The following is a 25,776-nucleotide window of genomic DNA, read 5'->3' as shown; positions in this document are numbered from 1 at the left end:
AAAACAACACGTAACGTGCGATTCAAGCGGAAAGTGAAAAAATGTATGGGCGGTCGTGTATGTCAGACTTTTTGAACTGTCAGAAAAGAGAGTGGATGCTCCGGTATTCGATCAATGCACTAATCTTTCTGCTGCATTACCGGCTTCACAAATTGTGGGATGTAAAAAAGCGGATAAATGAGCAAAAACAAATTAGGAATCCACCATACCGGATTGAACTCGACTCGTATAACCCAAAAGGCGATTGCTTGCAAACCCGAGCAAAAGGTTAAAACAAGCGATGTAAGGGCGAGGCTTTGCCATAATGGATGCCGTTTCTTGCGCAAATAAAGGCTCGACAGTCCGGTTGCGGATATGATCAGGTCAAGCGGGAAGAACGACCAATTCCATGCGACAAGCAGCGGATTGTTGTAATCCTCGAATAAAAACTGGGGAGGGATGAGATGGAATAATGTAATCGTCCAATAAACGATAAAGCCGACATCGACTCCGAGAAAAAGCCATTTTAACGATTTTAATGATTTCAATTTCATTGCCTGGACAGCTCCTTTGTTTTAGATTTGAACCAACGAAACCATTATATTTTTATTGGTACCAGCAAAAAGGGGCACACAACCGCTAGTGTGCTTATTTTTGCTGCGGCTGTGTTCCTGCGGCTACGATTCCATCTAAAAAGATGTCTACCATCGTGGACACCGATTCCTCGAGCGTCACTTTGTTGGCGGCCAAATATTGCGGCTCGAACAGTGAATAGGTCGCTCCTTTCAAAATCTGCAGCAATGCTGGGACGTTCGTCCGCCGCAAATGACCGGAAGCCATTCCTTCTTCCAGCAGCTTTTCGACGGTGTCCCACTCATGCTGCAGCAAAGCGTCGATTTTCTTCCATTCCTGCGGGTGAAAACGGCGGATATCATCAAGCAGCCGGGTAAATATAAATTTAAAATCGTCCGGGAGCAGGGCAAGAACGGCTCGGAGCTTTTCGATTACGTTCATCTGCGGATTGTTGTAGATCTCAGCTTCCTGGCGCTGTATTTCCAAAACCGCTTCATTAATAATAAAACCGATAATTTCATCCTTTGAAGCAAAATGCTCATATAAAGTCCGTTTGCTGACGCCAAGTTGCCTGGCGAGATCGCTCATTGTAAAGCGGATGCCTTTGACGTGAATTAGCTCGACGGATGCCTTGGCAATTCGGGCTCTCAAAAAGAACGCCTCCCCAATTTGAATCTCAGGAAACCAAAAAAGTATTCTTGGTACCAATATGCATTATATTAATTCCCTTCCTATTCTATGTCAAGGAGGAGATGAATTGGAGCGGAACGGATGAATTGCAGACTGGTCATGATAATATAAAATATATAAATGAATAGGGTCATATTCCATATTGTTTGAAGGGAAGGCGACGATAATGTCAGGATATTTTCGCGGAGAAATTGCCAAAATGGCGAACGTAAATATAGAAACTTTACGATATTATGAGGAGCTCGGACTTATTATACCGCCTATGCGGTCAGCATCCGGATACCGCCTGTACTCGGATGAGACGCTGGGTCGTCTGGCTTTCATCCAAAATGCCAAGGCATGCGGATTTACGTTGAAAGAGATCAGGAAGGCATTGGTTAAGTCCGAGAGCGGTGAGATTGATATTAATGATTTTTTAGCGGTGATCGATAAGAAAATGGGGCGAATCCACGCCGAAATTGCCAAGAAGGAAAAAACATTGAATATGCTTGAGCAGCTAAAGGGCAATTTGCAAGCCGCGGACAAAAACCCTGAGGTGCGGGCTACGCTCCAAATACTGAATATGGAATAATTGCTTGACCCTGTACCTTACTACAGGTTTTAAACTAGCGGTATTACAACCTGTAGGAGGAGGAATTAAATATGCATAAAACGAGTCCAGAGCAACTTGCTGGGATTAAACATTATTTAAAGCAAACAAGCAGAAACGATAGTAAACCGGTGAAACAAATTCGGCAGGAAATGACCGAGGCTGCGAAAAATATGCCCCAGCATGCCAATGTACAGATCCGCAAGACTATGATCGGGCAAATAAGTGGTGAGTGGATTATTCCAGACAATTGTGATCAGGAAAATGACGACCGAACGATTCTCTATTTTCATGGAGGAGGATTTGTTGCCGGTTCTTGCGAGTTTTATCGCGATCTATGTTCAAGAATTGCAATATCCAGCGGTGTAAAAGTTCTAAATGTTGAATATCGTCTTGCTCCGGAGCATCCATACCCTGCAGCCAACGACGATTGCCTGGCCGCCTACCGCTGGCTGCTCGCAAGCGGATACGTTTCCTGCAATATCATGTTCGGGGGAGATTCTGTCGGGGGCAGTCTTGCGCTGATGACATTGATTTCATTGCGTGATAACGGCGAAGAGCTGCCAGCGGGCGCTTTCCTTCTTTCTCCACATACTGATCTTGTTCATTTGGACGGGGAGACGTATCAGAGCCGGGCTGAGCTTGATCCCACAGGGAGCCTAGAAGGGAATAAAAGGATATTGCATGATTATTTGGGCAGCTGTACAGAGGAAAACCCTTTGCTGTCGCCATTAAGGATGAATTTGGAACTGCTTCCCGATCTATTCATTCAGGCAGGCGATCAAGAGGTTTTGTTAAGTGATGCTTTGCGTTTTGCCGATCGGGCAAGAGCGGCAGGCGTGGCAGTGGAGCTGGAAGTATGGGAAAACATGTGGACCGTCTTTCAATTTTTGGCGCACCTTTTGCCAGAGGCACAGCAAGCCATCGCAAATATTGGTTCCTTTGTGCGGGCCAGGCTACCTGAGAGAACATAACTGCCAGGGGGCTTGGAGCATGCGGACCAACGGAAGCTTTCGATTCTGTGAGCCTTTGCCGCAGAAACGGGTAACTGCGAGTCATGCGGACACAGGATCCGTTATTTGTCCGGAAAACAAGCAAATAGAATGGTTCGCGGACAGAGGCGCCTTTATTTGCTGGTTTTGCTTGGTTTTCACGGCGATTTGGAGCAAATAACGGATCTGCGGTCCGCGAACCAGCCGTTTTCACCCGTTTGTTCACAGATAACGGATCCACGGTCCGCTCAGCTCACGTCCCACCTTCAATTGGATGGCTGGGAGTAAATTTACTTTAACAGGGGATTGTCATCATCACAAACAACCAAGTTCAGCTAACATGCGATTCCATTGTTGAAACGGAAAATAACTGTTGGCGGAGTTTCTCAAGGAGTATGCGTCATTTCCTTCAAATACCCATCCAAAAGGTTCTTGATAATTCCATTTATTATCACAGTTATTCCAAAATTTTTCATCAACATGTTTACTTTTTTCAAACCATGTATGCAATTCGTCCTCTGTAAACAGACCTGATGTTTTTCGCATCCCAAGTTCCCATGCTGAAATCGTTTGAAGCTCTGCAAAACTTTCAATGCCTACAAATCTTCGTAAAAGCAGGGCAGGAATCCAAGCTTCAACTTCATGTACCGCAGCTATTTTATCCACAATTGTCTGAAATTCATTAAATCTCAAAACAAATGGATGGAAATGGGCTTCATCATCCCAAGCGATTTCTAGCTCCTCTTCACCTTTATATTGAAAACCGAGCGAGATATAGGCCAAATCTTCACCTGGGTCAAGCAGCAAAGTATCGTTTTCTGTCAAATGAAAGCGAATTGGGTTATCTTCAAGAATTTCGTAGGAGAACTCATCGTGAAGATCCCAAAAGTATCGATCCCAAAACTTTTTGGAGTAAAATAGTTTTTTCTGTATCAAAAAATATCACATCCTTTTTTTGCTATCACCTCTGTAAAGTAATGCAATATTTGATAATTCGACAACGCTACCATCGCTTCCTGCCTGTTCAGTTGTGTAAGGTGTCCAAGTCGCCTCAGTCTGTACGATGCGATGAATACTCAGGTTCTACTCTTTATTATTAATGGCTTTTTTGCATCTGCAATAATGGAAACCATTCCAAGTCCTTCGATAGAATTCCTTGTATCAAACCGAAAAGATCTTCCTATCCTTCCATCCACTTCATTCCAGTATGTATAATGAAAATCTCCATTTTCATCACAGTATTCCAACAATGATACTTCAAATCCTGTCTTTTCAAATACTTGTACGAAAGTTTTTGCATCATAAACTATTTTATGAGTTGCTGCCGGATGGTCCGCTGGTCCAGGGCCACCAACTTGAACCATCTGTTGGTACCATTCGTTACGGAAGTTTTTATCTGGAACGGCACAACGAATGTACCCACCGGGCTTCAAAAACTCAAAACAATGGTTGGCAGCAATAATCCCTTCCTCATAAGTTAAGTGTTCCCAAACGTGTTCAGCTAACAGCGCATCTATACTCTCCGGTTTAAATAATCTGTTCCAACTTTCTAAAGAAAGTAAATTTAACTCATCTTCCTGCGTACTGAGCCAACCATCATACTCTGTCCGCCCTGCACCGATTATTACTTTCATTAATATACCACCATCCAGTCTTATTTTAGTTTATCGTTTTCTTTAGCTTAATAATTTATTTATTTCAGAGTAACACTTCTCACTATCGAAAGTCATCCTGCTCATCGACGTAGTACTTACTTATCATTTTCGTTCAATATCGCACATAAAAGGAAACTTTCCCCTCACTTGTGCGTCTACATATATAGGCATCTTCCAAATCCGAGAAGTTATGGAAGTCCGTCACTTCGTGTACTTTTCTTTGCATTGCAAAGTAAGCAACTAGAATCTGTATAATAGTGCAATGAGAAACCAAAAATCTGGAATGAATGGAGGGGGAGTTATGGGGGTTAAAAAATTTATTCCAAGTTTATTAACTGTTGGTGTTATTGCTGGAACAATTATGGGTGTAGCTTTAGCGGCTTCGGCAAAGAGTAATGTGAAAGAATATAGTCCAGTTACTGGATATCCCCATACAAACGATTCAACGGTTAGAAGTAATGATGGAAAACCTTATTCTCTTATATCGGAAAACAGTATGAGTATAGAATCTAAGAGTACCGAATATAAAAAGAATAAGAACGGGAAGACGTATGGTTCTTCATTATATGCTGAGTCGGAAGAGGGAGAACCCGATTTAATAGAAGCTTATGGAATCGATGGAACTTTGGGTTATGTTCTTTCATCTGATTTGAACGAACAATTACCCAAGACACCTCAGGAAGCACTGGCAAAGCAAAAACTTCGTGAAACCCAGGGACCCCGTCATATCCCATTATATGATGTTGACGGTGAAACAGTTATTGGGGAATTCGTGGTCTCAGCCGGCACTGCTGTGACCAAATAAGACCATATATAATATTACTAACAGGCTGCCGCGGCAGAGTCTGTTTTGAGCAGCACCGCATGGGAAAAGCATCTCCTGCGGTGTTGTTTTTATTTATCCAGTCACCTGCGCATAACAAAAAACGGCTCCAAGCCTGCTACAGCCCGAACCGTTCAATGCTTTTACTTGATAGAAGCCTCATAAATGCTCTGCACCGATTGGGACAACACGGCGTTGAACTGCTCATCCGTTTGCCCGGCTGTCAGCCCTTGTGATAGTGCGCGCGAGAAGCTGGCGATCAATCCGCGGTTGGCGGCCAGCTTGTCATTCGCTTCTGCCTGCGAATATCCGCCTGACAAAGCGACAATCCGTACAACATGCGGATCCTCCATTAAATCCTGATAGAAATTGTCCACAGTCGGGATCGACAGCTTCAGCATGACCTTGGCGTCCTGATCGAGGGCGGATAATTGAGCGGCGATCTCATCTTTCAATATTTTTTCCGCTGCCGCTTTGTCTGCGCTATAAATATCAACTTCTGGCTCGATAATTGGAACGAGCCCATAACGAATAATTTGCTTGCCGATCTCAAATTGCTGTTCCACCACTTTTTTAATGCCGTCTGCATTGGCTTCCTTAATAAGCGAACGCATTTTTGTGCCGAAAATGTTCCGTTCCACTGCCCGCTTCAGCAACTCGTCCAGTCCGCCGATCGGCTTCATTTGCTGAACGCCGTCTTCTAGCTCGGCCAGTCCTTTGTCGACTTTGAGAAATGGCACAATTCCTTTCTGCTCCCATAGATAGTCCGCAGTCAATTGGCCGTCGATGCGGCGGTCCATCGTGTTCTCGAAAAGGATGGCGCCGAGAATGAACTGAGAATCAAAGGCAGGACTTTTAATGATGCGCGTTCGCATCTCATGAACTAAGGCATACATTTCCTCTTCAGTGGAGTAGCTGCTCTGCTGAATGCCGTATTGCTCCAGTGCTTTCGGCGTGCTGCCGCCGCTTTGATCCAGTGCGGCAATAAAGCCTTTACCGGTGTGAACCCGCTCCAATTGCTTTATGTTCATGATTGTTTCTCCTCCCCAGAATCGATGGAATGAACAGCTTGAATTCTTTTATTATAACACGTTTAATGGCGATCAAACATTGCGGCAAGCAGATTTTGGAATTGATTCACATTCAGTTCACAAAGGTGATATACGATCTCAGTAATGAATGATGTGCTGGGAGGTATTATGATGCGCAATAGTGAATGGGCTGTCGAGGCGCATGGGCTCGTCAAAGTATTCGGCGATAATCGTGCGGTTGACGGCGTAAATTTAAAAGTACGTGCAGGTACAATTTATGGGGTGCTCGGTCCGAATGGGGCAGGCAAGACGACGACAATTAGAATGCTGGCGACCTTGCTGCGGGCAGATGCCGGTTCAGCGGAAGTTTTTGGCTATGATGTGCGAAAAGAATCGCAAATCGTCCGCCAACTGATCGGAGTGACAGGCCAGTATGCATCAGTGGATGAATCGCTTAGTGCAACAGAGAATCTAATTATCTTCTCTCGTCTGCTCGGGCTGGGACGCGCCGAAGCACGTAAAAAAGCAGCGGATCTGCTGGAGGAATTCGGTCTAACCGAGGCGGCAAAACGCCCTCTGAAAAACTTCTCGGGCGGCATGAGGCGCCGGTTGGACTTGGCAGCCAGCCTGATTGCGCAGCCTCCTCTAATTTTTCTGGATGAACCGACAACCGGGCTGGACCCGCGGACAAGAGCCCAAATGTGGGACACGATCCGGCGCTTGGTAAGTACAGGTTCTACCGTGCTGCTGACGACGCAATATTTGGATGAGGCCGACCAGCTGGCGGATCGGGTTGCCGTAATCGATCGCGGCCATGTTGTCGCTGAAGGTACTGTGGATGAACTGAAGGCGTCGGTGGGCAGCTCCTCCCTGCATTTAAGGGTGCAAAACTCAGAGGACATTGATGAAGCCCGCAGAACCATTGAAAAAATCCTTAACGTACAGTCGAATGTGTCGTCTGAAGCCGGAAGAATTACTGCCCCAATGGCAGAAGCGGATCTTGTCACCGATTTGCTTATCGCTCTTCGCGCGGCGGGGATTCACTTATCGGAAATGAGTGTACAAAAACCGACCCTCGATGAGGTGTTTTTAACGATTACGGGACATGAGGCCGGGGCGCCAGAGGCAGCGAATGAAGCGGGCAAAGCAGAGGAGGCAAGAGGATAGATGAATAGCAATGTAAATTTAAAAAATCATACGAGCTTTGGTAAGTCGCTGCGCAACTCGTTTACAATGGCCTATCGCGGTCTTTTGAAAATCCGGCGTACACCTGAGCAGCTGTTCGATGTTACGATCCAGCCGATTATTTTCACATTGATGTTTACTTATATCTTTGGCGGAGCTATCTCCGGCGATGTACAGAGCTATCTGCCTGTTATTATACCCGGTATTCTGGTGCAGACCGTAATTACGACCTCGATCGTGACTGGCGTTCAGCTGCGCGAGGACATGGATAAAGGGGTGTTCGATCGCTTCAAGTCATTGCCGATCGCCCGGATTGCGCCGCTGGCCGGAGCGCTGCTGGCGGATACGGTTCGTTATACGATTGCCACCGTGCTCACCTTTGCAATGGGATATTTAATGGGCTACCGGCCGGACGGAGGCTTTGCTTATGTCGCCCTTGCAGCTCTTATCGTGATCTTTTGCTCCTGGGCTGTCAGCTGGATTTTCGCCTTCTTCGGGGTCATTGCCAGAACGGCCTCCAGCGTACAAGGGATATCGATGATTGTACTGTTTCCGCTGACGTTTCTTTCGAATGCGTTTGTCCCAGTCGAGACGATGCCGAATTGGCTGCAATGGTTTGTGAACATTAATCCGATATCGCATCTTGTAACAGCAGTCCGCGACATGGCAAATACAGGGACGATCGGCTGGGATTTGGCTATTTCGCTTATCGGCGCGGCTGTCATTGTGGCAATTTTTGCACCGATAACGGTACGGGCGTATATGCGCCGCACATAGCGCTTGGGACCAGAAGGTGATCTCCGTAAAGCGCTGGTTAAACATTTTGTAAAAATCCCTGAGATTATCCGGTATAATCAGAGCATAGGAGGGATGTCAAAAGATGGAGAAACGGTCAAATCCTCAGCAAGTAGCGGAATTTATGAGCAATCTTGATCATCCGCTCAAGCCGGAAATCGAAGCAGTCCGGCAAATCATCTTAGAGGCTCATCCTCAGTTGCAAGAACATATCAAATGGAACGCGCCGAGTTTCCAGGATCAAGCGGAGGATCGGGTGACGTTTAATTTGCGGGGCAAGGATTATTTTCTCCTTATTTTTCATTGCGGAGCCAAGGTGAAGGAACGTGCCGCGGGAGAGGGTACGCTGATTACAGACACGACTGGGCTGCTTGAATGGGCTGCACCCGATAGAGCGACTGTTAAGCTGAAAAATATGGATGACGTGCTATCAAAAAAAGATAAGCTGATCCAAGTAATCGACCAATGGCTGAAAGTGAATTAGCCTGAACGAGCCCACGCGGACGCCGCGGGGGCTTTTGTTCATTTTATAGAATTTATATGTTTTACCTGATAAATTCTATAAAATTTCAGGGGAAGAAACTTGCCTCGCACCAAGGACGGCGTCAGCCGTTTCTTCTTATGTCCTTTCATGTTCCCAACTTGCTTAAGACGTTTGCGACTGAGGAGAGATCCTGCTTCAGAAGCTCCCTTTTATTTTCGTCGCGAAAGACGGCGGATGGATGGTAGGTTGGCATAATGTGAACCCCGTCTTTCTCCTGCCATACGCCGCGGATTTCCGTAATTTTTGCCTTTCGGTCCACAATAGCCTGTACGGCTATGCTTCCCAGGCACACGATAACCGCCGGGCGAATCAGTTCAATTTGCCGGATTACAAGCGGAAGAGCTTCCTTGACTTCCGAGGTGCGCGGCGTCCGATTTCCGGGAGGTCTTATTTTGAGTACATTCGTCACATAAGCGTCTTCCCTGCGAAGGCCTGCCCGCTGCAAATATTTATCCAGCAGCCTTCCCGAATTACCGACAAACGGGCGGCCTGCAGCGGCTTCTTTTTCCCCGGGAGCCTCCCCCAGCAGCAATAGACGGGCGTGATCCGGTCCTTCCCCGAATACAAGCCGCTCATCCGGATCCGGTATAAAGAGGCGCTGACAGACGGCATGCAATGCTTCCAGATTGCCGATCGCTTGCCAATCCTGAGGTACGGCCGCTTCGACGGTCATTGGGGTACGGCCTCCTTTTTCAGCAATTCTCGCAGCATCCGTCCGTTGATGACGGCCTGCGCCCGGTAATGGTTGTTCATACTGACGAAAGTCTTTTCCGTTTTCTCCATAAGCTTGCGAATATTTGGCACCCAGTCTTCCAATTCCTGTTCGTTATACAAATAGTCATACCGTTCATACGCCTCTTTATGATGCCACCATTTTTTATAGTTCCGGCCATGGAAGCGAATATAGCCAATGGGGCCTGATGCTCTAACGATCGGCGGAACGAGCGTTTTAAACTGCGGCTCGTCCACGCATACATAGCCCAATTGTTCTTCATCAAGCAGGTCGAATATGCGTTCATCAATCCATTCTTCATGACGAAATTCGACGACAACGGGAATGTCACCCATTAATTCTTTAAATTCCTTTAAATAATCGCGGTTTTCATCCCGATTGCGGAAGCTGGTTGGAAACTGGGCCAGTACACATCCTAGTTTGCCCACTTCTATTAATGGCTGCAATGCTTCCTTAAAATCGTGAAAATGTTGTTCGTTATCTTCCCTTTTGTGCGTCATCCCTCGATATGCTTTGATCACGAACTGAAAGTTCTCGGGGGTTTTTTCCCGCATATGATACAGCATAAACCGGTTAGGCATCGCATAAAACGATGAGTTTACCTCTGTAAAGGCAAATTCCCGGGCATAAAAGGAAAGTCTCTCTTTTTTGTCCAGATCTTCCGGGTAAAAGACCCCGCGCCAATCCTCGTAACTGTAACCAGCCGTTCCGATCAGTAGCATGCTCATCCTCCAAGCGCCTTGATTTTGTCCGCAACGACCTGCACTTGCCCGTTCTGCATCCGGACGTTGCCCTCAAGTAATATGCCCCTAGGATGCAATTCGTATAAGAAATTGTTGTATGCTTCGGGATACAAAACGACTTCGACCATTTCGGTATGATCCTGCAAGAGTAGCATAAGCACGTATTCACCGCTATTGGTCGGATACCGCCGGCTGTGGATGACTGTTCCGCATATGCGGACACGTTTATTATTGCTGAAATGAGATAATGCTTGGATGGGAACGATGTTGTAACGCTGCAAAAAAGCTTTCCATTTCCCCGATGCAGACGGCTGCAGCGCAAAACCGAGCAGCGCCATTTCCATCTTTCTTTTTTCCGGTTCGGTAAAATCGGGGAGCGTTGCGAATACTGAATTGCCGCTCTCTGTCCGCGGAAAACCGTTCAAGTAAGCGATCATCTCTCGGCGGTGGCCAAAATGATCGCAGGCGCCCGCAGCAATCCATGCTTCGAGCACCGGCCTTTTGATCCGGCTCGCTTTCATCCGTTTCACCCATTCGGGAAAATTTTGAAATTGGCCATCGCGGCAGCGGGAGCGCAGCAAGGAGATGACCGATTCCGGACCAGCGCCTTGAACCGCATCCAGACCTACGCGGATTCCTTCCGCTTCGGCATGAAACCCAAACCCGCTCCGGTTAATATCGGGGCCAAGCAAGGAAAGTCCCATTTTGGAGATCTCTCTAATATATACTTTTTTATCGTAATACCCTCCCTCTATACTTAATAAGGAGGCCATATAATCTTTCGGGAAATGCGTTTTTAAATAAACAGTCCAGTAGGCCAGATAAGCGTAGGACACACTATGGGCTTTATTGAAGCTGTACCCGGCAAACCGGACCAAAAAATCGAATACGGCCAAAGCATCCTGATTCTTAACGCCTCGTTCTGCCGCTCCCCGGAGAAACTGCAGCTGGTGGCTGGACAGCGCTTCGACTGATTTTGCGGACAGCGCACTCCGGAACAAATCGGCTTCACCCATAGAACATCCTGTAACCGCTTGAGCGATGCCCATCACCTGCTCCTGGTAAAGAATCAAGCCGTAAGTCGGCGAAAGTATGTGCTCCAGCTGAGGCAGTATCACTTTAAAATTTTCTTCTCCCCGGTGCCGGCGCAAATATGTTTCCGCGATTCCCTCATTCCATGCTCCAGGACGATATAAAGCAAGCAGATCGGCTAAATGGCCGATGCTATGCGGCTGCATTCTGCGCATTAACCGGCGGATTCCCATACTTTCCAGTTGAAAACATCCTAGCGTATTCCCGCTGCCGATCGCGCGATACGTGTCCGGGTCGTCCAGGGGGATCGCGCCCACCTCGAGTTGTTGGCCCGTTCGTTCACGAATCGAAGCGAATGTATCGTGAATGATCGTCAGATTGCGCAAACCGAGCAGGTCGATTTTCAATAAGCCTATTGTCTTGAGATCTTCCTTAGTGAAGGGAGTCACCGGTTCCCCGTTCGGCCTTCGCTGCAGAGGAATTGTGCTGGCCAAATGTTCATCCCCGAGTATAATCCCCGAAGGGTGGGTGGAATGCTGGTGAGGCAATCCTTCAAGCCGTTCGGCGAGTTGAAACAGCGACTTGAACGGCTCCTGACCGACAGGCAGCTTGTTCAGCTCCGGCAGGGTGTCAAGACAGTGGCGGATTCCGCCTTTTCCGGAAAAAGAAGGGAGCAGCTTTGCAAGCAAATCAACTTGTTTTTTCGGCATGCCCAACAAAGTCCCGGCTTTCCGCACCGCCCCGCGCGTCCCGAACGTGTTCAGTACGCCGATATGCGCAATTCGGTCTGCTCCGTATTTGTCTTTGATGTACTGCAGCAGTTCGTGGCGCCTTCTTTGGCAAACGTCCACATCGATATCCGGCAAATCAGCCCGATCCGGACTCAAAAAGCGTTCAAACGAAAGGCCGTGCAGAAGCGGATTAACCTCTGTTATGCCAAGCAAATACGCCACAAAGCTTCCTGCGGCGGAACCTCTTCCCGGACCAATGGGGATTTGCCGGTTTCGCGCATACTGAACGATATCCCACACAATCAGGAAATAGTCTGAGAGCCCTCGTTTTGTAATGACCTCAATCTCTTGGTTCATTCGCTCAGTCCTTCTTTGCTCTTCTGAACCTTCGAAAGCTGGAACAGACGAATCAAATCGGCGCCGCATGCCATCCAGGCATAGTTGGTATAATGCTTCATTTGCGCTTCGCGGCGAATTGGCAGCGTCTATTCCTGCCGTAGCGGAATCGCTGCACAAATGGCCATCTGCGCTCCGCGCCTGTGTAATAGGAAAGCTTGGCAGCTTATATGCTCCTTGTTCCAGTTGAAACCGGCATCGCTGCGCGATGCGGACAGTATTTGCCAAAGCGTCCGGGAGATGGCTGAATTTCGCCTTCATTTCAAGGGGGGAAGGGAGATAAAACGGCCCTGTCTTGCACGGGGCTTCCGGCCTTGGCCGCTTTTTATCATATTGGATCATATGAAGTAAAGGGGCGTCTTCGGGAGTGAGGTAATGCACGTCATGAGTAGCCGCTAACGGGATTTTCAATGCTCGGGAAAGATGAACGGTCCGTTCGAGCCACAAATCATCATCTTTAAATCCGTGATGCTGTACCTCCAGAAAGAAATGTTCCTTCCCAAACCATTCTACATATTGAAGTGCTTCTTTTTTTGCCAGATCCATTCGTCCGCTCGTGATCAGGCGATGGATCCTTCCGGTTCTGCCGCCGCTCAAAGCAATGATATCGCCATGGAAGGCTGGAGGATGAAATGAGCCGCTGTTCAACAACTTGACGATCTGCTCGTAGCCCTGAGCGGTAGCCGCCAATAAAATGAGAGATTCTCCTTCATCGACAACTTGCATTTCGCAGCCGATAATCGGGTGGATGCCGTATTTCTCTGCAAGTTTGCAAAATGGAATCGATCCGTTGATTGCCCCCTTATCGGCTATCGCCAGCGCATCCATACCCCATGATTCGGCCGTTTGCAAAAGTTCCTCCAAGCGGCATGACGCTTCCCTCAAACTGTATTCTGTATGAACGTGAAGATGGACGAAGTTTGTCGTAGGCCTATCCATGCCAGCCCTCCTTTGGGTGGGAACGTTTGTTTCCATTATATCTGCATGAATGATTGCTGTCTATTGGAGGTTATTTCCGGGCGTATAAACAATTGAAGGGAGGGGATTATACCGAATAATGTAAAATATTGAAAGATTGGAGGGATTGTGAGTGGAGATGTCCTTCTCTAGATTGCAAATTATATTTTTATTGCTGTTATCGCTTGGCATCTCGAATCATGTGCTTATTATCCCTCATCTTCTTCAGGCCGCGGGGCGCGATGCCTGGGTCAGTATTATGATCGCTTACATAGGACTGATTGGTTGGAGCTTGATTTTATTTCTGATCTTAAAATCAATGCGTACTTCATCTTTTGACAGTTGGCTTGAAGAACGGATCGGAAAATTTGGATGCTGGATCATCAGCGCCGGGTTCGCTTTATATTTGCTGGTCGCGGGAACGATGATTATTTTCGATACGACGAAAAATATAAACATCTATTTTCTTCCGAGAACGCCTGATACGATTATCATTCTCAGTTTTGTTCTATTGTCTTTCGGTGCAGCACGATCCGGACTAAGAACGCTAATATACTTATCCACTATTTTGCTCCCTATCGTATGGATATTGGGAATTGGCGTATCGATGATGACGATGGACAGCAAGGACTATGGCATGTTGTATCCCGTGTTTACAGAAGGAATAAGCCCTGATCTCCGTGGAGGGGTAGTTGTGTTTGGCGGGAGTGTAGATTTGCTGGTGCTGTTGCTTTTGCAGCATAAATTGAACAAACCGTTAAATTACGGCACTGTATTTATACTGCTAACGATACTGGTAGGGCTAATTATGGGACCAACAGTGGGAGCTACCGCTGCATTTGGCCCTTACCAGGCAGGAAATTTGCGCTTTCCGGCATTCGAACAATGGAGGCTGGTCATGATCGGCAGGCAAATATCCCATGTTGATTTTTTGGCAGTATTTCAGCTGATGGCCGGAAGTGTGATGAGGACGGCTCTTGTTATTCATTTATTATCCGATCTGATCGGTAACCGATTCCCGAAATATCGGCTAACGGTTAAGCTAATCATTACGGCAATGATGTCCTTGCCATCGCTATTGCAAATCAGTGACATCAGGATACAGAAGATTACTCATGATTACTTCTACATCTGCTCGCTATGGTTCGGGCTCGTTCTAACGGCAGTGCTCCTTGCTGTAGCCTATTTTCCGCGCAGGAGAGGGGGGAATAAAAATGAATCCATCGTCTGAGGAAGCTGCACTTTTTGCCGAATTAGATATGCGGCTGCGGAGCGGCGACCTGCTGATCGAACAGTTGAAGGGTGCATTCTCGCGCTATGCGGATATCTCCTTTCCAGAGCTCCCGCAACTGGAGCAAGCACGCCCGCAAACAGATAAGCAGATAAATAAGTTAACGGTATTCTATTGTGAAGGTATGGTCGATAAAATTCAACTGAATGAGTACTTGGCGAAGATATGTCAGCACGCCCTCAACCAACCGCCAGCAGGAGCAAACGAAAGCTCGAAATATGTGGACGACTTGCCGTTATTCGAAATTAAATTTTCAATCGGCGACATGATCACAAAGCTGTTTACCGGCAGTGTGATTGTTTATCTGGAAGGGGATCCGAGCTTCTGGGCGGTCGGGCTTGCCAATGTTCCGCAACGGGCGCTGCAAGAATCCAATACGGAAATTTCGATCAAAGGGCCGAAGGATGCTTTTACGGAAGATATGTATACAAATATATCGCTTATTCGCAAACGGATGCAAACGGGATTGCTGTTCAGCGAACAGTTCGTCATCGGGAGCTTGAGTAAGACGCGTGTAACTTTGCTCTATTTAAGCCATAAAGCGAACCCGGACATGCTTGCCGAAGCGCGTAAACGATTAGAAACCTTTCAGGCGGAAAGCATTGTAAGCAGCGGCCAGTTGGAGCAATGGCTGTCAAACCGGACGTTTTCATTATTTCCCTTGATCGATTATATCGGTCGCCCCGACTTTGTCATTGAAACGCTATTGCGCGGGCGGTTCGCCATTATTGTAGACGGATCCCCCATGGTGCTGATCGGACCAAGCAACTTTCTGGAACTGTTAAAGACGCCGGAAGACGTTCATTTCCCTTATCATTTTGTGATGTTTCAAAGGGCTCTGCGAATTTTTGCCCTGCTGCTCAGCATTTTGTTGCCTGGTTTCTGGATCGCGATTGCAACCGTCAATCTGGATCAAATTCCCTTTGCCCTTTTGTCGACGGTCATCACTTCCCGGGAAGGTATTCCGCTTCCTACCATTCTCGAAGCGCTGCTGTTAATTTTTCAATTCGAACTGCTTCGGGAAGCTGGCATCCGGCTGCCAAAAGCAGTTGGACAGACGATCGGCATTGTCGGCGGTCTGATCATCGGCGATTCCCTCATCCGGGCAGGCCTTGCCTCCCCTACTTTGCTGGTCGTGATTGCGATATCGGCGGTATCGACGTTTTCCTTGGTGAATCAGTCGTTGTCGGGTGCCGTCAGTTTGCTTAGGGTGTTCATTTTGTTAATCTCCTCCTGCCTCGGCATATACGGTTTTTTTCTGAGCATGTTTGCGGTTCTGATCTATCTCTGCAGGCTCGATTCCTTCGGCCTCGCCTTTCTTGAGCCGATCACCTCATTGCGATTTAAAGAGTGGCTGAGCGCGATATTAAAGAATCCGTTCAGAAGATCCCGATTCTCGTCATCGATGATAAACAAATGGAAAAGGTGAGCAACCATTGAAGCGAAAATCGTTATGCATGCTTTTATTAACCGCCGTCTTGACGGTCGTCTCAGGCTGCACCATCACCACTGATATCCAGGATATTGAAAAGATGAATTATGCGTCAGCCGTTGGGGTGGATTACAAGGACGGAAAATATTATGGGTATATCCAGTTCATTGATTTCCAGTCGATTGCGAAAAAGGAAGGCGGCGGCCAGAAACAACCGGCAAGAATATGGGTGGGAGAAGGTGTTGGAAACTCTTTTGAGGAGTCGTTTTTTGATCTCTACCGAACAGCTCAAGAGCGAATATATTGGGGGCATGTGACAGCTGTATTGATTACCGAATCGGCATTTAAACAAGGGTTCGAAAGCATCTCTGACAGCTTAAGCCGATATTATGAATTTAGGCTGACACCCTGGGTGTTCGGCACCAGAGAGTCGATCAAGGATATCTTTTCGTCAGCTGGTTTCTTCGGAGAATCTCCGCTCAGTACGATTCTCCATGCACCGGAAGGGACTTACACGCAGACCTCCCTGATCAAATCTATTAAGCTTCACCGCTTGATTGCTCAAGTCTATGAGCCGGGATATACATCTTGCATCCCGGTGCTTGCATTGAATAAAAAGCAATGGAAGGAAAAAAACAAGCCGGAGCCGAAACTAATGATTGATGGGGCGATTTTTCTCAAAAACAAATCGTTTCGAAGCTATATCTCTTTAAAAAAGCTGAACGGGCTTCGATGGATCCAGCACGGTTCGGAACGTGCGGGTATTCCTGTGCCGAATAAAGCGGCGCCAGTGGCACAAATCGTTGTCGACAATCCGAAAACCAAACTGAAGTTTGTCAATCGGGGAGACGGACCGCAGTACAAGATCAAGATGAAAGCGACAGCATACATCGTAAACCGAAGCAGTAATAACTTATCAGAGCTCCAGCAATTAACCGATAAGACCAAGGAAGCTATTGAAAAAGAAATTAGGGAAACATTCCAGGCGGGACGGGAGAAACAGACAGATGTTCTGAACCTTGAGCACAATCTCTACCGGAATCATTACCGTGAGTGGAAGGCTTTGTCGCCTGCAGAAACTAAACTGCTTGCCGAAGATGTGATCCGTGAAATTAAGATCGATCTCAATATAACGCATTCCAGTTCGAAGAAAAATGCAAGGATCAGGGAAGTAATCCACTAATACAGGCTGACAGTGAAGCGGATCTGATCGGACCGGAACGGACCGTGGATCCGTTATCTGAAGCACGATAGCCCTCGCGGTGAACTTACGCCGCGGGGGCTTTTCTCTAACTTAATTGTCCGTCAACGGCTGTGAAGCAGCTACGGCAATCGTCCTGAATTCATTGCCAAAGTTAACTGTAATATCGCCAGGCTGGCTTGGCCGGCAGGCACAATAGAAATGATATAAAATACCTTCATGACGGATCACAGAAGGCTTATGCGCATGCTTGCTGTCGAGGCTCCCTTCCGGACCGCTGCGTACTATCGGTTCAGGATGCTTCTCCCATGTCAGCAGATCGTCGGATAAGGCGATCCCCTCTTGCGCATGCTTGCCGTCATAGCCGAAAAAAAACATCGCCCATTTGTCCCGATGCTTCAGCACGCACGGATCGCTGGCGAACTTGCTGTCCCAAGCTTCGGGCGTAACTTGCAGCAGCGGATTGCTGGCCGCTCTCGTCCAGTTGACCAAATCGGGCGAGGTGGCCAGCCCTGTTTGCTCGATCCAGCCGATGGATTTATCGGCTTCGTTTTTGGCATTGTAGTACAGATAGAAGAGGCCATCATGCTCGACCAGACATTCCTTGTACAAGCCGCCCTTCTCCCATTCGGCGCCATCCTCTGGAGAAAGAATCGGATCTGGAAGCCGGTTCCACGTCAGCAGACTTGGATCTTCTGTCCAGGCCAGCCCGATGCGGCCCGGGCCATTCTCATAGCCGTCTCCGGGATAGGCATGATAGACGAGCCAATATTTGTTGTCCCATTTTTTGAGCGCGGGCTGTCCGTTCATATCGTTCTCGCGCAGCATCCAGCACCCGGCGGCATTCAATGAATCCCATCCATTCCCTCCGCCGCGCCGCAAAATCAGGCCAAGCGGCTGCCAATCGAGCAGATTGTCGCTGATCGCCAGCCCTGTCTGGTAGCCGTGGCCGTCAAAGCCGACATACATCATGTAAAATTTGTCCTGATGACGGAATACGAAGGGACAGTCGACAGCATGCTCGTCAAATGAGCCGGCAGTACCAGAGCCGGTAAGTACCGGTTTACCCCATTTGTAAGGGGTTAAGTAGTCGGCAATATTCATGACAATCGCTCCTTATAAATCAGTAATTTGATCTTTTCATAACGATACTAGCACGGAAAATCGTTTATTCCCATGACTGGATCAGGTATAATTTTGATCAAATCCGACTTTAAGGAGAGCAACAATTTAATGGAGATATGTCCTACGTTGCAATTTGAATGCAATCCGTTTCCGGCATATATCTCTTCTGGAAAGGTGATTTATAAGCCGGAGGATATGCATCCGGAGCGGATATTTTCGACCTTTGTAGCGATGTTTATTGAGGAAGGCGTGCTGTATTTTACAGAAGGAGATCAAGCATTTACGCTTACACCGGGGCAATGGTTCATCCAGACACCGGGCGTTCGGCATTATGGGCATCGGGCTGGCGGCGTGCGGACGGTGTTCCGCTTTGTTCATTTTTTGCCGCAGGCTGGCTGGCGCATCGAAATGCAGGAGCAGCCGGCAGTTCACGTAAAGCAGCTTGATGGCGGAGAAGGTGTGCGGGCTCCCTATTACGAGGTATCGCTGCCAATGCGCGGCGTATATCCTTATCCGGACTGGCAGGAGTTATTCGAGCGGCTGCGCCAAGAACATCCGCCCGGCAGAGGGGCGCTGTACAAGCAGCAGCGCTTTCTTGAGCTGCTGGAGCGGATGGTGTGGCTGGAAGGGGAGAGCGGGGCGAAGGCTGATCCTGTGGCTGGGGTGGTGACGCATATCCAGCAGCATTATACGGAGCCATTGACAGTTGCGGCGCTGGCCAGCCGCTTTCACATTTCGCCCGATTATTTGACCCGGCGGGTCAAGCAGGCGATCGGCATGACGCCATCGCAGCTGCTTATTCAATGCCGGATCAATAAAGCGAAGCAGTTGCTTGTCCATACGAATATGGCGGTTCAGCAAGTAGGTGAGGAAAGCGGCTTTAATGATATTGCCGTATTCAGCCGGCTGTTCAAGAAGCATGCTGGGCAGTCTCCGTCGCATTACAGGAACGCGCAGTGGGGAAGGGAGAAGGGATGAGACGTCGAAATTTTTAGGAAAAAAATTTTTTTCGATATGTCGATTTTGCCGTCAGCTGTTCGTCGTCTTATTAGAGGCTTAGAAGAAGTATTACAAAATCTATTACAACAGAAGAGGGGATATATTATGTACACGGTAACTTCAAAGGACGGCACGAAGATCGTATATGACAAATCCGGTAAAGGACCTGCGCTTATTCTGGCAGCCGGGGCGTTCAGCTATCGGAAATTTCCGGGGATGGCGCAGTTGGTTAATTTGTTGTCCGAGCATTTTACGGTCTACAATTACGACCGCCGCGGCCGCGGTGACAGCGGAGATACGAGGCCATATGAAACAGCCCGCGAAATTGAAGATCTGCAAGCATTAATGGAGGCAGCCGGCGGCCATGCCTATGTGTGGGGATTGTCCTCCGGCGCGGTTCTTGCTTTACAGGCAGCGGCAAGCGGGGTAAGTATGAAAAAGCTGGCACTGCATGAACCGCCATTTGTAGTCGATATGGCCGACCGGAAGCCGCCGAAAAATTTTGCCAAGCATGTTACTGAGCTGATTGAGGCTAATCGCCGGGCAGAAGCGATCAAATACTTTATGACCAAGGTCATGGGGGCGCCTTCGTTTGTTATCGGCATGATGCGCATAATGCCAGGCGTCTGGTCCAGGCTCATGTCTGTTGCTCACACGCTTCCTTATGATGCAGCCTTGCTGGACGGATATATGGACGGCAATCCGCTGCCTGCCGAACTGTGGAGTGACGTGACGATACCAGTTCTGGTGCTTGAAGGAACTGAAAGCCCGCCGGCACTTCGTCATGGCGCGCAGGCACTCGCGAGCGTCCTCCCTAATGCGCAGCTGCTGAGCAAAAAAGGACTCGGTCATACAAAAAAATTGGATGCACAGAAAATTTCTGCGGAGCTTCAAGCATTTTTTCTGGGCAATCACTAAGAACTCATGTTAATTTGGAAAGAGCAGGGATAGCTTTACCATTGAAAAGGAGGAATTGAGCGATGAGATTTATGATGATTGTTAAAGCGACTATTGATTCGGAGGCCGGGGTTATGCCGAGTCAGGAGCTGATTGAAGCCATGCAGAAGTATAATGAGGAATTGGTAAAGGCCGGCGTGCTGCTCGCCGCTGACGGGCTGATGCCCAGCTCAAGCGGCATCCGGATATCCTATCCCGAGCCTGGAGGCAAGCCGAAGGTTGTGGATGGCCCATTCACGGAAGCGAAGGAGATGATCGCCGGATATACGCTGATTGAAGTGAAATCCAGAGAAGAAGCGATTGCATGGGCGATGCGCATGCCTGATCCCCATGGGAATGGACAAGGCGAGATTGAGCTTAGGCAGGTGTTTGAGCCTGATGATTTAATGGACGACCCTGAGACGCTTGCCAAGGAAGCGGCGCTTCGCAAACAGGTTGAGGAGCAGAAAAAAGCGTGACTGCCTCCCAAATTGAACGGACAATTGATGCGATATGGCGAATGGAGTCTGCCAAGCTGATCGCCAGTCTTACGCGAATGGTGCGGGATGTTGGGCTCGCCGAAGATCTGGCCCAGGATGCGCTGGTCATTGCGCTCGAAAAATGGCCCAAAACCGGCATTCCCGACAATCCGGGGGCTTGGCTGATGACAACAGCCAAACGGCGCGCTATTGATCTGATGCGCAGATCGAAGCTGCGCAAACAGAAGTACGAGGAAGCGGCTCACAATATGAGCTTGTATACGGAAGATGATATGGATTATCGCCTGGACGGGGAGGTAGAGGACGACCTCCTCCGGCTGATCTTTATGACCTGCCACCCGGTATTATCGCAGGATGCGCGGGTTGCTTTGACGCTGCGTCTGTTATGCGGGCTTAATACGGATGAAATAGCGCGCGCTTTCGTAGCGCCCGAATCGACAATCGCCCAGCGGATTGTCCGGGCGAAAAGAACGCTCAGCGCCAAAAAGGTGAAGTTTGAGGTTCCTGCCGGAGAAGAGCTTGAGGAACGTCTAAGCGCTGTGCTCGAGGCAATTTACCTGATGTTCAACGAAGGGTATTCGGCCACCTCCGGGGAGCACTGGATTCGGCCGCTGCTGTGCCAGGAGGCGCTAAGACTGGGACGCGTGCTGGCCGAGATTATGCCGCATGAGCCGGAAATTCACGGGCTGGTCGCCTTGATGGAGCTTCAATCCTCGCGCTTAAAAACGCGGGTCAACGCTAATGGCGAACCGGTCCTGCTGATGGATCAAAACCGGGCGCAGTGGGATCGCCTGCTGATCCGCCGCGGCCTGGCGGCGCTGGAGCGCAGCCGGAAGCTTGGACGGCGGCCCGGTCCTTATTCGCTTCAGGCGGCAATTTCCGCTTGTCATGCCGAAGCAGCTACCGCGGACGAGACGGATTGGATTCGCATTGCTGCACTTTATGAAGCGCTGTCCAGCGCGGCGCCTTCCCCGATTGTAGAATTAAACTGGGCGGTTGCCATATCGATGTCATTTGGACCAGCCTTCGGATTGCAAATTGTCGACGAGCTAAGGGACAACCCAACCTTGAAGGAATACCATTTGCTGCCGAGCGTGCGCGGAGACCTGCTGGCGAAGCTTAGAAGGTTCGATGAAGCCCGTACAGAATTCGAACGGGCGGCGTCGATGACGCGGAATGTCCGCGAGCGGGAGCTGCTGCTGAAGCGCGCCGCTGAATGCGGAAATGACAAATAAAGGAGAGACGATAATATGAACCAGGAAGTAACGGATTTTATTGAGGCTTTAAAAGAACCGTGGCAAGGGGAGCTGGCCGCCGGTTTGCGTGAGGTTGTCCGCCAGGCGATACCGGATGTGCAGGAGCGGATGCAGTATAAGAAGCCCCATTTTTTGAAAAATGGCAAATATGCCGCTGTCATCTCGACCTCAAAAGATGCAGTCAGCTTTACGATCTTTAATGCTGCCGCACTGGAGCTGCCGGAAAATAAGTTTGACGGTCCGCCGGAAAGAAAAACATGGAAGCTGCGCAAAGGGGACACATTTGACTCCGGACAGTTGGCCGAGTGGCTTTCCCAAGCTTCCGGCAGCCTATAACTCAACGGTTCCGGATGAATATTGGCGCATGGAGTCTGTAAGCCGATACGCATCCGGCCCTTAAATCCGGCGGAAAGCCGGCCTATTTTACTCCGCCAGCAACTTGGCAAGCACCTTCTCAAGCTTATTGCCGCTCATAATCTCGTGGCTTACATAGCGGCCGTTGTAGAAGAAAGCGAAGGTTGTCCAGGGGGCGGGGGCGGCTTGCGCTTCTTCCCTGGTACGAATTTGATGAGCGTGGAATGGGATATTGTGCTTTCTTGCAATGGCTTCCCACTCACCCAAAATGCCGACCGCAAAAGGACACTGTGCAGTAAAATAGACGGTTATGCCGGACTCGCCCACCTGTAATTGTCGTGCCGAATCATTAAATCGCGGGTTGGGAGCGGCAGCGTTCCATTTATGAGTTACCAGCTCGAAGTAGGGAGGGGCCTGATCGGTCACGGTGAACCCATGATGAAGAAAAAAGGTTTTGTCACTAAGAAAAGGCATTTTCTTGCTGCCCAACAGATGGACAATGCCGTCCATGCCTTTGCTGCGGGCCTCTTGCTCGCAATGTTCAAGTAATTGCCGTCCGTGACCGCTCCCTTTATATTTGCCGCTTACCCAAAGACAATTGATAACCATATAATTAGGTGCATGTACAGGAACCCAGGCTGCTTCAGCAGGTAAATATTCGATAAACACTTTTGCCCGCTCATCCAGCCGGTAAAAAGTAAGCCCTTCCTCCATTCGCTCCGACAGCCAGCTCTTTTTCTCTTTGACCGCCTGCTCGTACTGTTTTGCACCTAATGCACAGCATATATGCTCGCTCTCCAAATTCTCCTGCGTCAATTCGATGAAGCTCACCGTACCTCACTCCTAATCTTCCACCATTTACAATAAATATAGCGATATTTGCAGATAAATCCTAGTGCGGCAGCAAACAAATTTATTTACAACTGATTATTATTCTCATATAATTGATTCTGAGTGAGATTGATAATGGTTATCATCAGCTTAACAGAGGTGGACGGAAATGCTGTTGACAGATATAAATAAAGGCGAAAAGGTACGGATAACAAGCACGCACCGGATGGATGCTCTCGTTCAGCGGCGCTTGATGGATTTGGGCATTATGGAAGGGACGCTGGTTATGATCAAGCGCATTTTGCCTTTAGGAGGACCGATTGCGATCGAAGCGGGAGGGCAATTGATCGGCCTCCGCCGCCGCGATGCCGGAATGATCCGAGTGGAGAGCGTATGATTAATGTTGCTTTAGCCGGCAATCCCAATACGGGGAAAACCTCGCTGTTCAACAAGCTTACCGGTTCCTACGCATATGTGGGCAACTGGACTGGGGTTACAGTGGAGAAGAAGGTCGGCGTTTTGAAAAATAAAAGCGGGCAGCTGATTGATTTGCCTGGCGTGTATTCCCTTAATCCATTATCGAGGGACGAGGGCGTCGCAACTCATTTTCTGCTGTATGATGAGATTTCGACGATTTTGAATATTGTCGATGCTTCCCAGCTGGAAAGAAACTTATATTTGACCTTGCAGCTTCTCGAATACGGGAAGCCGCTTGTCATTGGCCTTAATATGATCGATGTGGCCAAGGCGAGGGGGATTCAGATCGACGACCGGCTGCTGGCCGAACGTCTCGGCTGTCCGGTCGTGCCTATTGTGGCCCGCTCTGGGGCAGGCTGCGACGAACTGGCGGGGAGACTCTCGCCTTCCTCATGCGGGCAGCCAGCTCTGCAGATTGATTACGGCGATGCACTGGAGGGCTTGATCGCGCAATTTGTTGCTATGCTGCCGGAGCGCGAGGAGCTGCCGCCTGGCAGATGGCTGGCGCTTCAGCTTTTGGAAGGGAATCAAGTAGTCCGGGAGCTTGTATTGCAGCATTTGCCGGCTGCCGCTTTGGATGAATGGGTTCAGCAGGCGGAAAAAGCGGTGCAAGCGGAATCGGCGTCCAATTCTATCGCTCAATATATAAGAACGATTCGCGGCAACCACATTGAGTCTTTGCTCACCAGCTGCGTCACTAACACGAAGCAGATCGAACTTACGCTTACCGACCGGATCGACAGCATTGTGACCAATAAGGTGCTGGGGCTGCCGATCTTTCTACTGTTTACTTATTTGATCTTCAAATTGACTTTTGATTGGGTCGGTTCGCCGCTTTCGGACGGACTGGATGCCTTCATTACCGGCCCGCTTACCGATACGCTTGGCAGCTGGCTGGAAGCGGCCAGCACAACCGAGTTTATTCAAGCGCTTGTATTGCAGGGGATTGTTGCCGGCGTCGGCGGCGTGCTCGTGTTTGTACCGCAAATATTTATGCTTTTTTTCCTCATTTCGTTCATTGAGGATTCCGGATATATGGCAAGGGTCGCCATGGTCATGGATAAAATTATGGAGAGCATCGGCTTGAACGGCAAAGCGTTCATCCCGATGATTATCGGCTTTGGCTGCAATGTACCCGGCATTATGGCGGCAAGGACGATCGAACAGCCGAAAGAACGGCTCTTGACGATCATTTTGTCCCCGCTTATGTCATGCTCTGCCCGACTGACCGTGTACAGTTTATTCGTCGGTGCGTTTTTCAAGCAAAATCAGGCGCTGATCGTTTTATCGCTCTATTTGCTCGGTATTATGATCGCATTAACGCTGGCAAAACTGTTCTCATCTACGATTTTGAAGCAAGCAAGCTCGTTTTTCGTCATCGAATTGCCGCCATACCGTGTTCCGCAGCTAAAAACATTGCTGCAAAGCACATGGGAGAAGGGCAAAGGCTTTGTGCGCAAAGCCGGGACGTTTATTTTCGGCGGCTCTGTTGTTATATGGCTTTTAACCTATGCCGGCCCAGGCGGCCTCAATGTTGCGATGGATAAAAGCTTCCTGGCTTACATTGGCGGCGTTGTTTCTCCGATACTGGAGCCGCTCGGATTCGGCAACTGGCAAGCAGCGGCAGCTTTGATTACCGGATTCCTTGCCAAAGAAGTCGTTGTTTCCACGATGAATATTATTTATGTCGCTCCTGATATGCATACCTTGCAAGGAGTGATGGCAGACTTTTTTACGCCGCTATCGGCCTACAGCTTTTTGGCTTTTATTTTGCTGTACGTTCCTTGTCTGGCTACAGTAGCCGCGATCAAGAAGGAGACGGCCTCGGCCAAGTGGACGTGGTTCTCGGTGATCTATGCGCTGGTTATCGCCTATATTATCTCTATCCTCATTTACCAAGGCGGGCGTCTATTAGGATTCCATTAA

Annotated in this window: 26 protein-coding genes; 16 read left to right on the top strand and 10 right to left on the bottom strand. The window is 48.8% G+C overall.

Going from position 1 to position 25,776, the window contains the following annotated elements:
• Positions 1-119: 119 nt before the first annotated feature.
• Together ACFQ0N_RS25920 and ACFQ0N_RS25915 are read right to left on the bottom strand one after the other, a co-directional pair.
• The gene (locus tag ACFQ0N_RS25920) at positions 120-533 is read right to left on the bottom strand and encodes a DUF5360 family protein (protein WP_379331781.1); all 414 of its coding nucleotides are present in this window, start codon (positions 531-533) and stop codon (positions 120-122) included.
• A 94-nt stretch (positions 534-627) separates the two neighbouring features.
• Positions 628-1,203 carry a TetR/AcrR family transcriptional regulator gene (locus tag ACFQ0N_RS25915; RefSeq protein WP_379331779.1) on the bottom strand — a complete coding sequence of 192 codons (576 nt, stop codon included), beginning with the start codon at positions 1,201-1,203 and terminating at the stop codon, positions 628-630.
• 205 nt (positions 1,204-1,408) lie between these two features.
• On the opposite strand from ACFQ0N_RS25915, the gene ACFQ0N_RS25910 reads away from it, so the two are divergent.
• Together ACFQ0N_RS25910 and ACFQ0N_RS25905 are read left to right on the top strand one after the other, a co-directional pair.
• Positions 1,409-1,813, top strand: a complete 405-nt coding sequence (locus tag ACFQ0N_RS25910; RefSeq protein ID WP_379331777.1) for a MerR family transcriptional regulator — start codon at positions 1,409-1,411, stop codon at positions 1,811-1,813.
• Positions 1,814-1,884: 71 nt separating this feature from the next.
• Positions 1,885-2,805: an alpha/beta hydrolase gene (locus ACFQ0N_RS25905; RefSeq protein ID WP_379331775.1), complete on the top strand. Its 921-nt coding sequence runs from the start codon at positions 1,885-1,887 to the stop codon at positions 2,803-2,805.
• A gap of 333 nt (positions 2,806-3,138) precedes the next feature.
• Here ACFQ0N_RS25905 and ACFQ0N_RS25900 read toward each other — a convergent pair whose 3' ends face one another.
• Together ACFQ0N_RS25900 and ACFQ0N_RS25895 are read right to left on the bottom strand one after the other, a co-directional pair.
• Positions 3,139-3,759 (bottom strand): hypothetical protein, encoded by a 621-nt coding sequence (locus tag ACFQ0N_RS25900; RefSeq protein WP_379331773.1) that lies wholly within the window; start codon positions 3,757-3,759, stop codon positions 3,139-3,141.
• Between the two features lie 140 nt (positions 3,760-3,899).
• Positions 3,900-4,457, bottom strand: coding sequence for a class I SAM-dependent methyltransferase (locus tag ACFQ0N_RS25895; RefSeq protein ID WP_379331771.1), 558 nt, complete (start codon positions 4,455-4,457; stop codon positions 3,900-3,902).
• 322 nt (positions 4,458-4,779) lie between these two features.
• Between ACFQ0N_RS25895 and ACFQ0N_RS25890 the strand changes: the two genes are divergently transcribed.
• Positions 4,780-5,283, top strand: a complete 504-nt coding sequence (locus tag ACFQ0N_RS25890; RefSeq protein ID WP_379331769.1) for a hypothetical protein — start codon at positions 4,780-4,782, stop codon at positions 5,281-5,283.
• Between the two features lie 161 nt (positions 5,284-5,444).
• On the opposite strand, the gene ACFQ0N_RS25885 is transcribed toward ACFQ0N_RS25890, so the two are convergent.
• Positions 5,445-6,332: a fructose bisphosphate aldolase gene (locus ACFQ0N_RS25885; protein WP_379331767.1), complete on the bottom strand. Its 888-nt coding sequence runs from the start codon at positions 6,330-6,332 to the stop codon at positions 5,445-5,447.
• Positions 6,333-6,500: 168 nt separating this feature from the next.
• Here ACFQ0N_RS25885 and ACFQ0N_RS25880 point away from each other — a divergent pair, with 168 nt between their 5' ends.
• The 3 genes from ACFQ0N_RS25880 to ACFQ0N_RS25870 all read left to right on the top strand — a co-directional run bounded on the left by ACFQ0N_RS25880 (position 6,501) and on the right by ACFQ0N_RS25870 (position 8,796).
• Positions 6,501-7,499: an ATP-binding cassette domain-containing protein gene (locus ACFQ0N_RS25880; RefSeq protein ID WP_379331765.1), complete on the top strand. Its 999-nt coding sequence runs from the start codon at positions 6,501-6,503 to the stop codon at positions 7,497-7,499.
• Complete coding sequence (locus tag ACFQ0N_RS25875) at positions 7,500-8,294, top strand: ABC transporter permease (protein ID WP_379331763.1); 795 nt, start codon at positions 7,500-7,502, stop codon at positions 8,292-8,294. It abuts the gene before it with no gap.
• Between the two features lie 103 nt (positions 8,295-8,397).
• Positions 8,398-8,796 (top strand): DUF1801 domain-containing protein, encoded by a 399-nt coding sequence (locus tag ACFQ0N_RS25870; RefSeq protein ID WP_379331761.1) that lies wholly within the window; start codon positions 8,398-8,400, stop codon positions 8,794-8,796.
• Positions 8,797-8,941: 145 nt separating this feature from the next.
• On the opposite strand, the gene ACFQ0N_RS25865 is transcribed toward ACFQ0N_RS25870, so the two are convergent.
• Genes ACFQ0N_RS25865 through ACFQ0N_RS25855 form a run of 3 tightly spaced genes read right to left on the bottom strand, consistent with a single transcriptional unit; the run spans position 8,942 to position 13,430 of the window.
• Positions 8,942-9,529, bottom strand: coding sequence for a uracil-DNA glycosylase (locus tag ACFQ0N_RS25865; RefSeq protein ID WP_379331759.1), 588 nt, complete (start codon positions 9,527-9,529; stop codon positions 8,942-8,944).
• On the bottom strand, positions 9,526-10,311 hold the full coding sequence (locus ACFQ0N_RS25860) for a DUF72 domain-containing protein (protein ID WP_379331757.1): 786 nt from the start codon (positions 10,309-10,311) through the stop codon (positions 9,526-9,528). The genes ACFQ0N_RS25865 and ACFQ0N_RS25860 overlap by 4 nt, the downstream gene beginning before the upstream one ends.
• A gap of 2 nt (positions 10,312-10,313) precedes the next feature.
• Positions 10,314-13,430, bottom strand: a complete 3,117-nt coding sequence (locus tag ACFQ0N_RS25855; protein ID WP_379331755.1) for a DNA polymerase III subunit alpha — start codon at positions 13,428-13,430, stop codon at positions 10,314-10,316.
• 157 nt (positions 13,431-13,587) lie between these two features.
• On the opposite strand from ACFQ0N_RS25855, the gene ACFQ0N_RS25850 reads away from it, so the two are divergent.
• Genes ACFQ0N_RS25850 through ACFQ0N_RS25840 form a run of 3 tightly spaced genes read left to right on the top strand, consistent with a single transcriptional unit; the run spans position 13,588 to position 17,354 of the window.
• Positions 13,588-14,679 (top strand): endospore germination permease, encoded by a 1,092-nt coding sequence (locus ACFQ0N_RS25850; protein ID WP_379331843.1) that lies wholly within the window; start codon positions 13,588-13,590, stop codon positions 14,677-14,679.
• A complete protein-coding gene (locus ACFQ0N_RS25845; protein WP_379331753.1) occupies positions 14,663-16,168 on the top strand; it encodes a spore germination protein in 1,506 nt (501 codons plus the stop codon). The genes ACFQ0N_RS25850 and ACFQ0N_RS25845 overlap by 17 nt, the downstream gene beginning before the upstream one ends.
• Before the next feature lie 7 nt (positions 16,169-16,175).
• Complete coding sequence (locus ACFQ0N_RS25840; protein ID WP_379331751.1) at positions 16,176-17,354, top strand: Ger(x)C family spore germination protein; 1,179 nt, start codon at positions 16,176-16,178, stop codon at positions 17,352-17,354.
• A 111-nt stretch (positions 17,355-17,465) separates the two neighbouring features.
• On the opposite strand, the gene ACFQ0N_RS25835 is transcribed toward ACFQ0N_RS25840, so the two are convergent.
• Positions 17,466-18,476 (bottom strand): glycoside hydrolase family protein, encoded by a 1,011-nt coding sequence (locus ACFQ0N_RS25835; protein ID WP_379331749.1) that lies wholly within the window; start codon positions 18,474-18,476, stop codon positions 17,466-17,468.
• A gap of 129 nt (positions 18,477-18,605) precedes the next feature.
• Here ACFQ0N_RS25835 and ACFQ0N_RS25830 point away from each other — a divergent pair, with 129 nt between their 5' ends.
• From ACFQ0N_RS25830 to ACFQ0N_RS25810, 5 genes are all read left to right on the top strand, one after another.
• Positions 18,606-19,475 carry a helix-turn-helix domain-containing protein gene (locus ACFQ0N_RS25830; RefSeq protein WP_379331747.1) on the top strand — a complete coding sequence of 290 codons (870 nt, stop codon included), beginning with the start codon at positions 18,606-18,608 and terminating at the stop codon, positions 19,473-19,475.
• 126 nt (positions 19,476-19,601) lie between these two features.
• Entirely contained in the window at positions 19,602-20,414 is an 813-nt protein-coding gene (locus ACFQ0N_RS25825) for an alpha/beta fold hydrolase (RefSeq protein ID WP_379331745.1), read from the top strand.
• Positions 20,415-20,476: 62 nt separating this feature from the next.
• Positions 20,477-20,911 (top strand): YciI family protein, encoded by a 435-nt coding sequence (locus tag ACFQ0N_RS25820; protein WP_379331743.1) that lies wholly within the window; start codon positions 20,477-20,479, stop codon positions 20,909-20,911.
• A gap of 41 nt (positions 20,912-20,952) precedes the next feature.
• Positions 20,953-22,167, top strand: coding sequence for an RNA polymerase sigma factor (locus tag ACFQ0N_RS25815; RefSeq protein ID WP_379331841.1), 1,215 nt, complete (start codon positions 20,953-20,955; stop codon positions 22,165-22,167).
• A gap of 15 nt (positions 22,168-22,182) precedes the next feature.
• Positions 22,183-22,524: a DUF1801 domain-containing protein gene (locus ACFQ0N_RS25810; protein WP_379331741.1), complete on the top strand. Its 342-nt coding sequence runs from the start codon at positions 22,183-22,185 to the stop codon at positions 22,522-22,524.
• Between the two features lie 87 nt (positions 22,525-22,611).
• On the opposite strand, the gene ACFQ0N_RS25805 is transcribed toward ACFQ0N_RS25810, so the two are convergent.
• Positions 22,612-23,373: an N-acetyltransferase gene (locus tag ACFQ0N_RS25805; protein ID WP_379331739.1), complete on the bottom strand. Its 762-nt coding sequence runs from the start codon at positions 23,371-23,373 to the stop codon at positions 22,612-22,614.
• Between the two features lie 169 nt (positions 23,374-23,542).
• Between ACFQ0N_RS25805 and ACFQ0N_RS25800 the strand changes: the two genes are divergently transcribed.
• Entirely contained in the window at positions 23,543-23,770 is a 228-nt protein-coding gene (locus ACFQ0N_RS25800; protein WP_379331737.1) for a FeoA family protein, read from the top strand.
• Positions 23,767-25,776, top strand: coding sequence for a ferrous iron transport protein B (gene feoB / locus ACFQ0N_RS25795; protein ID WP_379331735.1), 2,010 nt, complete (start codon positions 23,767-23,769; stop codon positions 25,774-25,776). Before ACFQ0N_RS25800 ends, feoB begins: the two co-directional genes overlap by 4 nt.

The sequence above is a fragment of the Paenibacillus sp. GCM10027626 genome (genome assembly GCF_042676285.1).
GTDB lineage: Bacteria > Bacillota > Bacilli > Paenibacillales > Paenibacillaceae > Paenibacillus_Z.
Note: the sequence above shows the minus strand (reverse complement) of the source record. Positions and strands in the feature narration are given on the sequence as shown.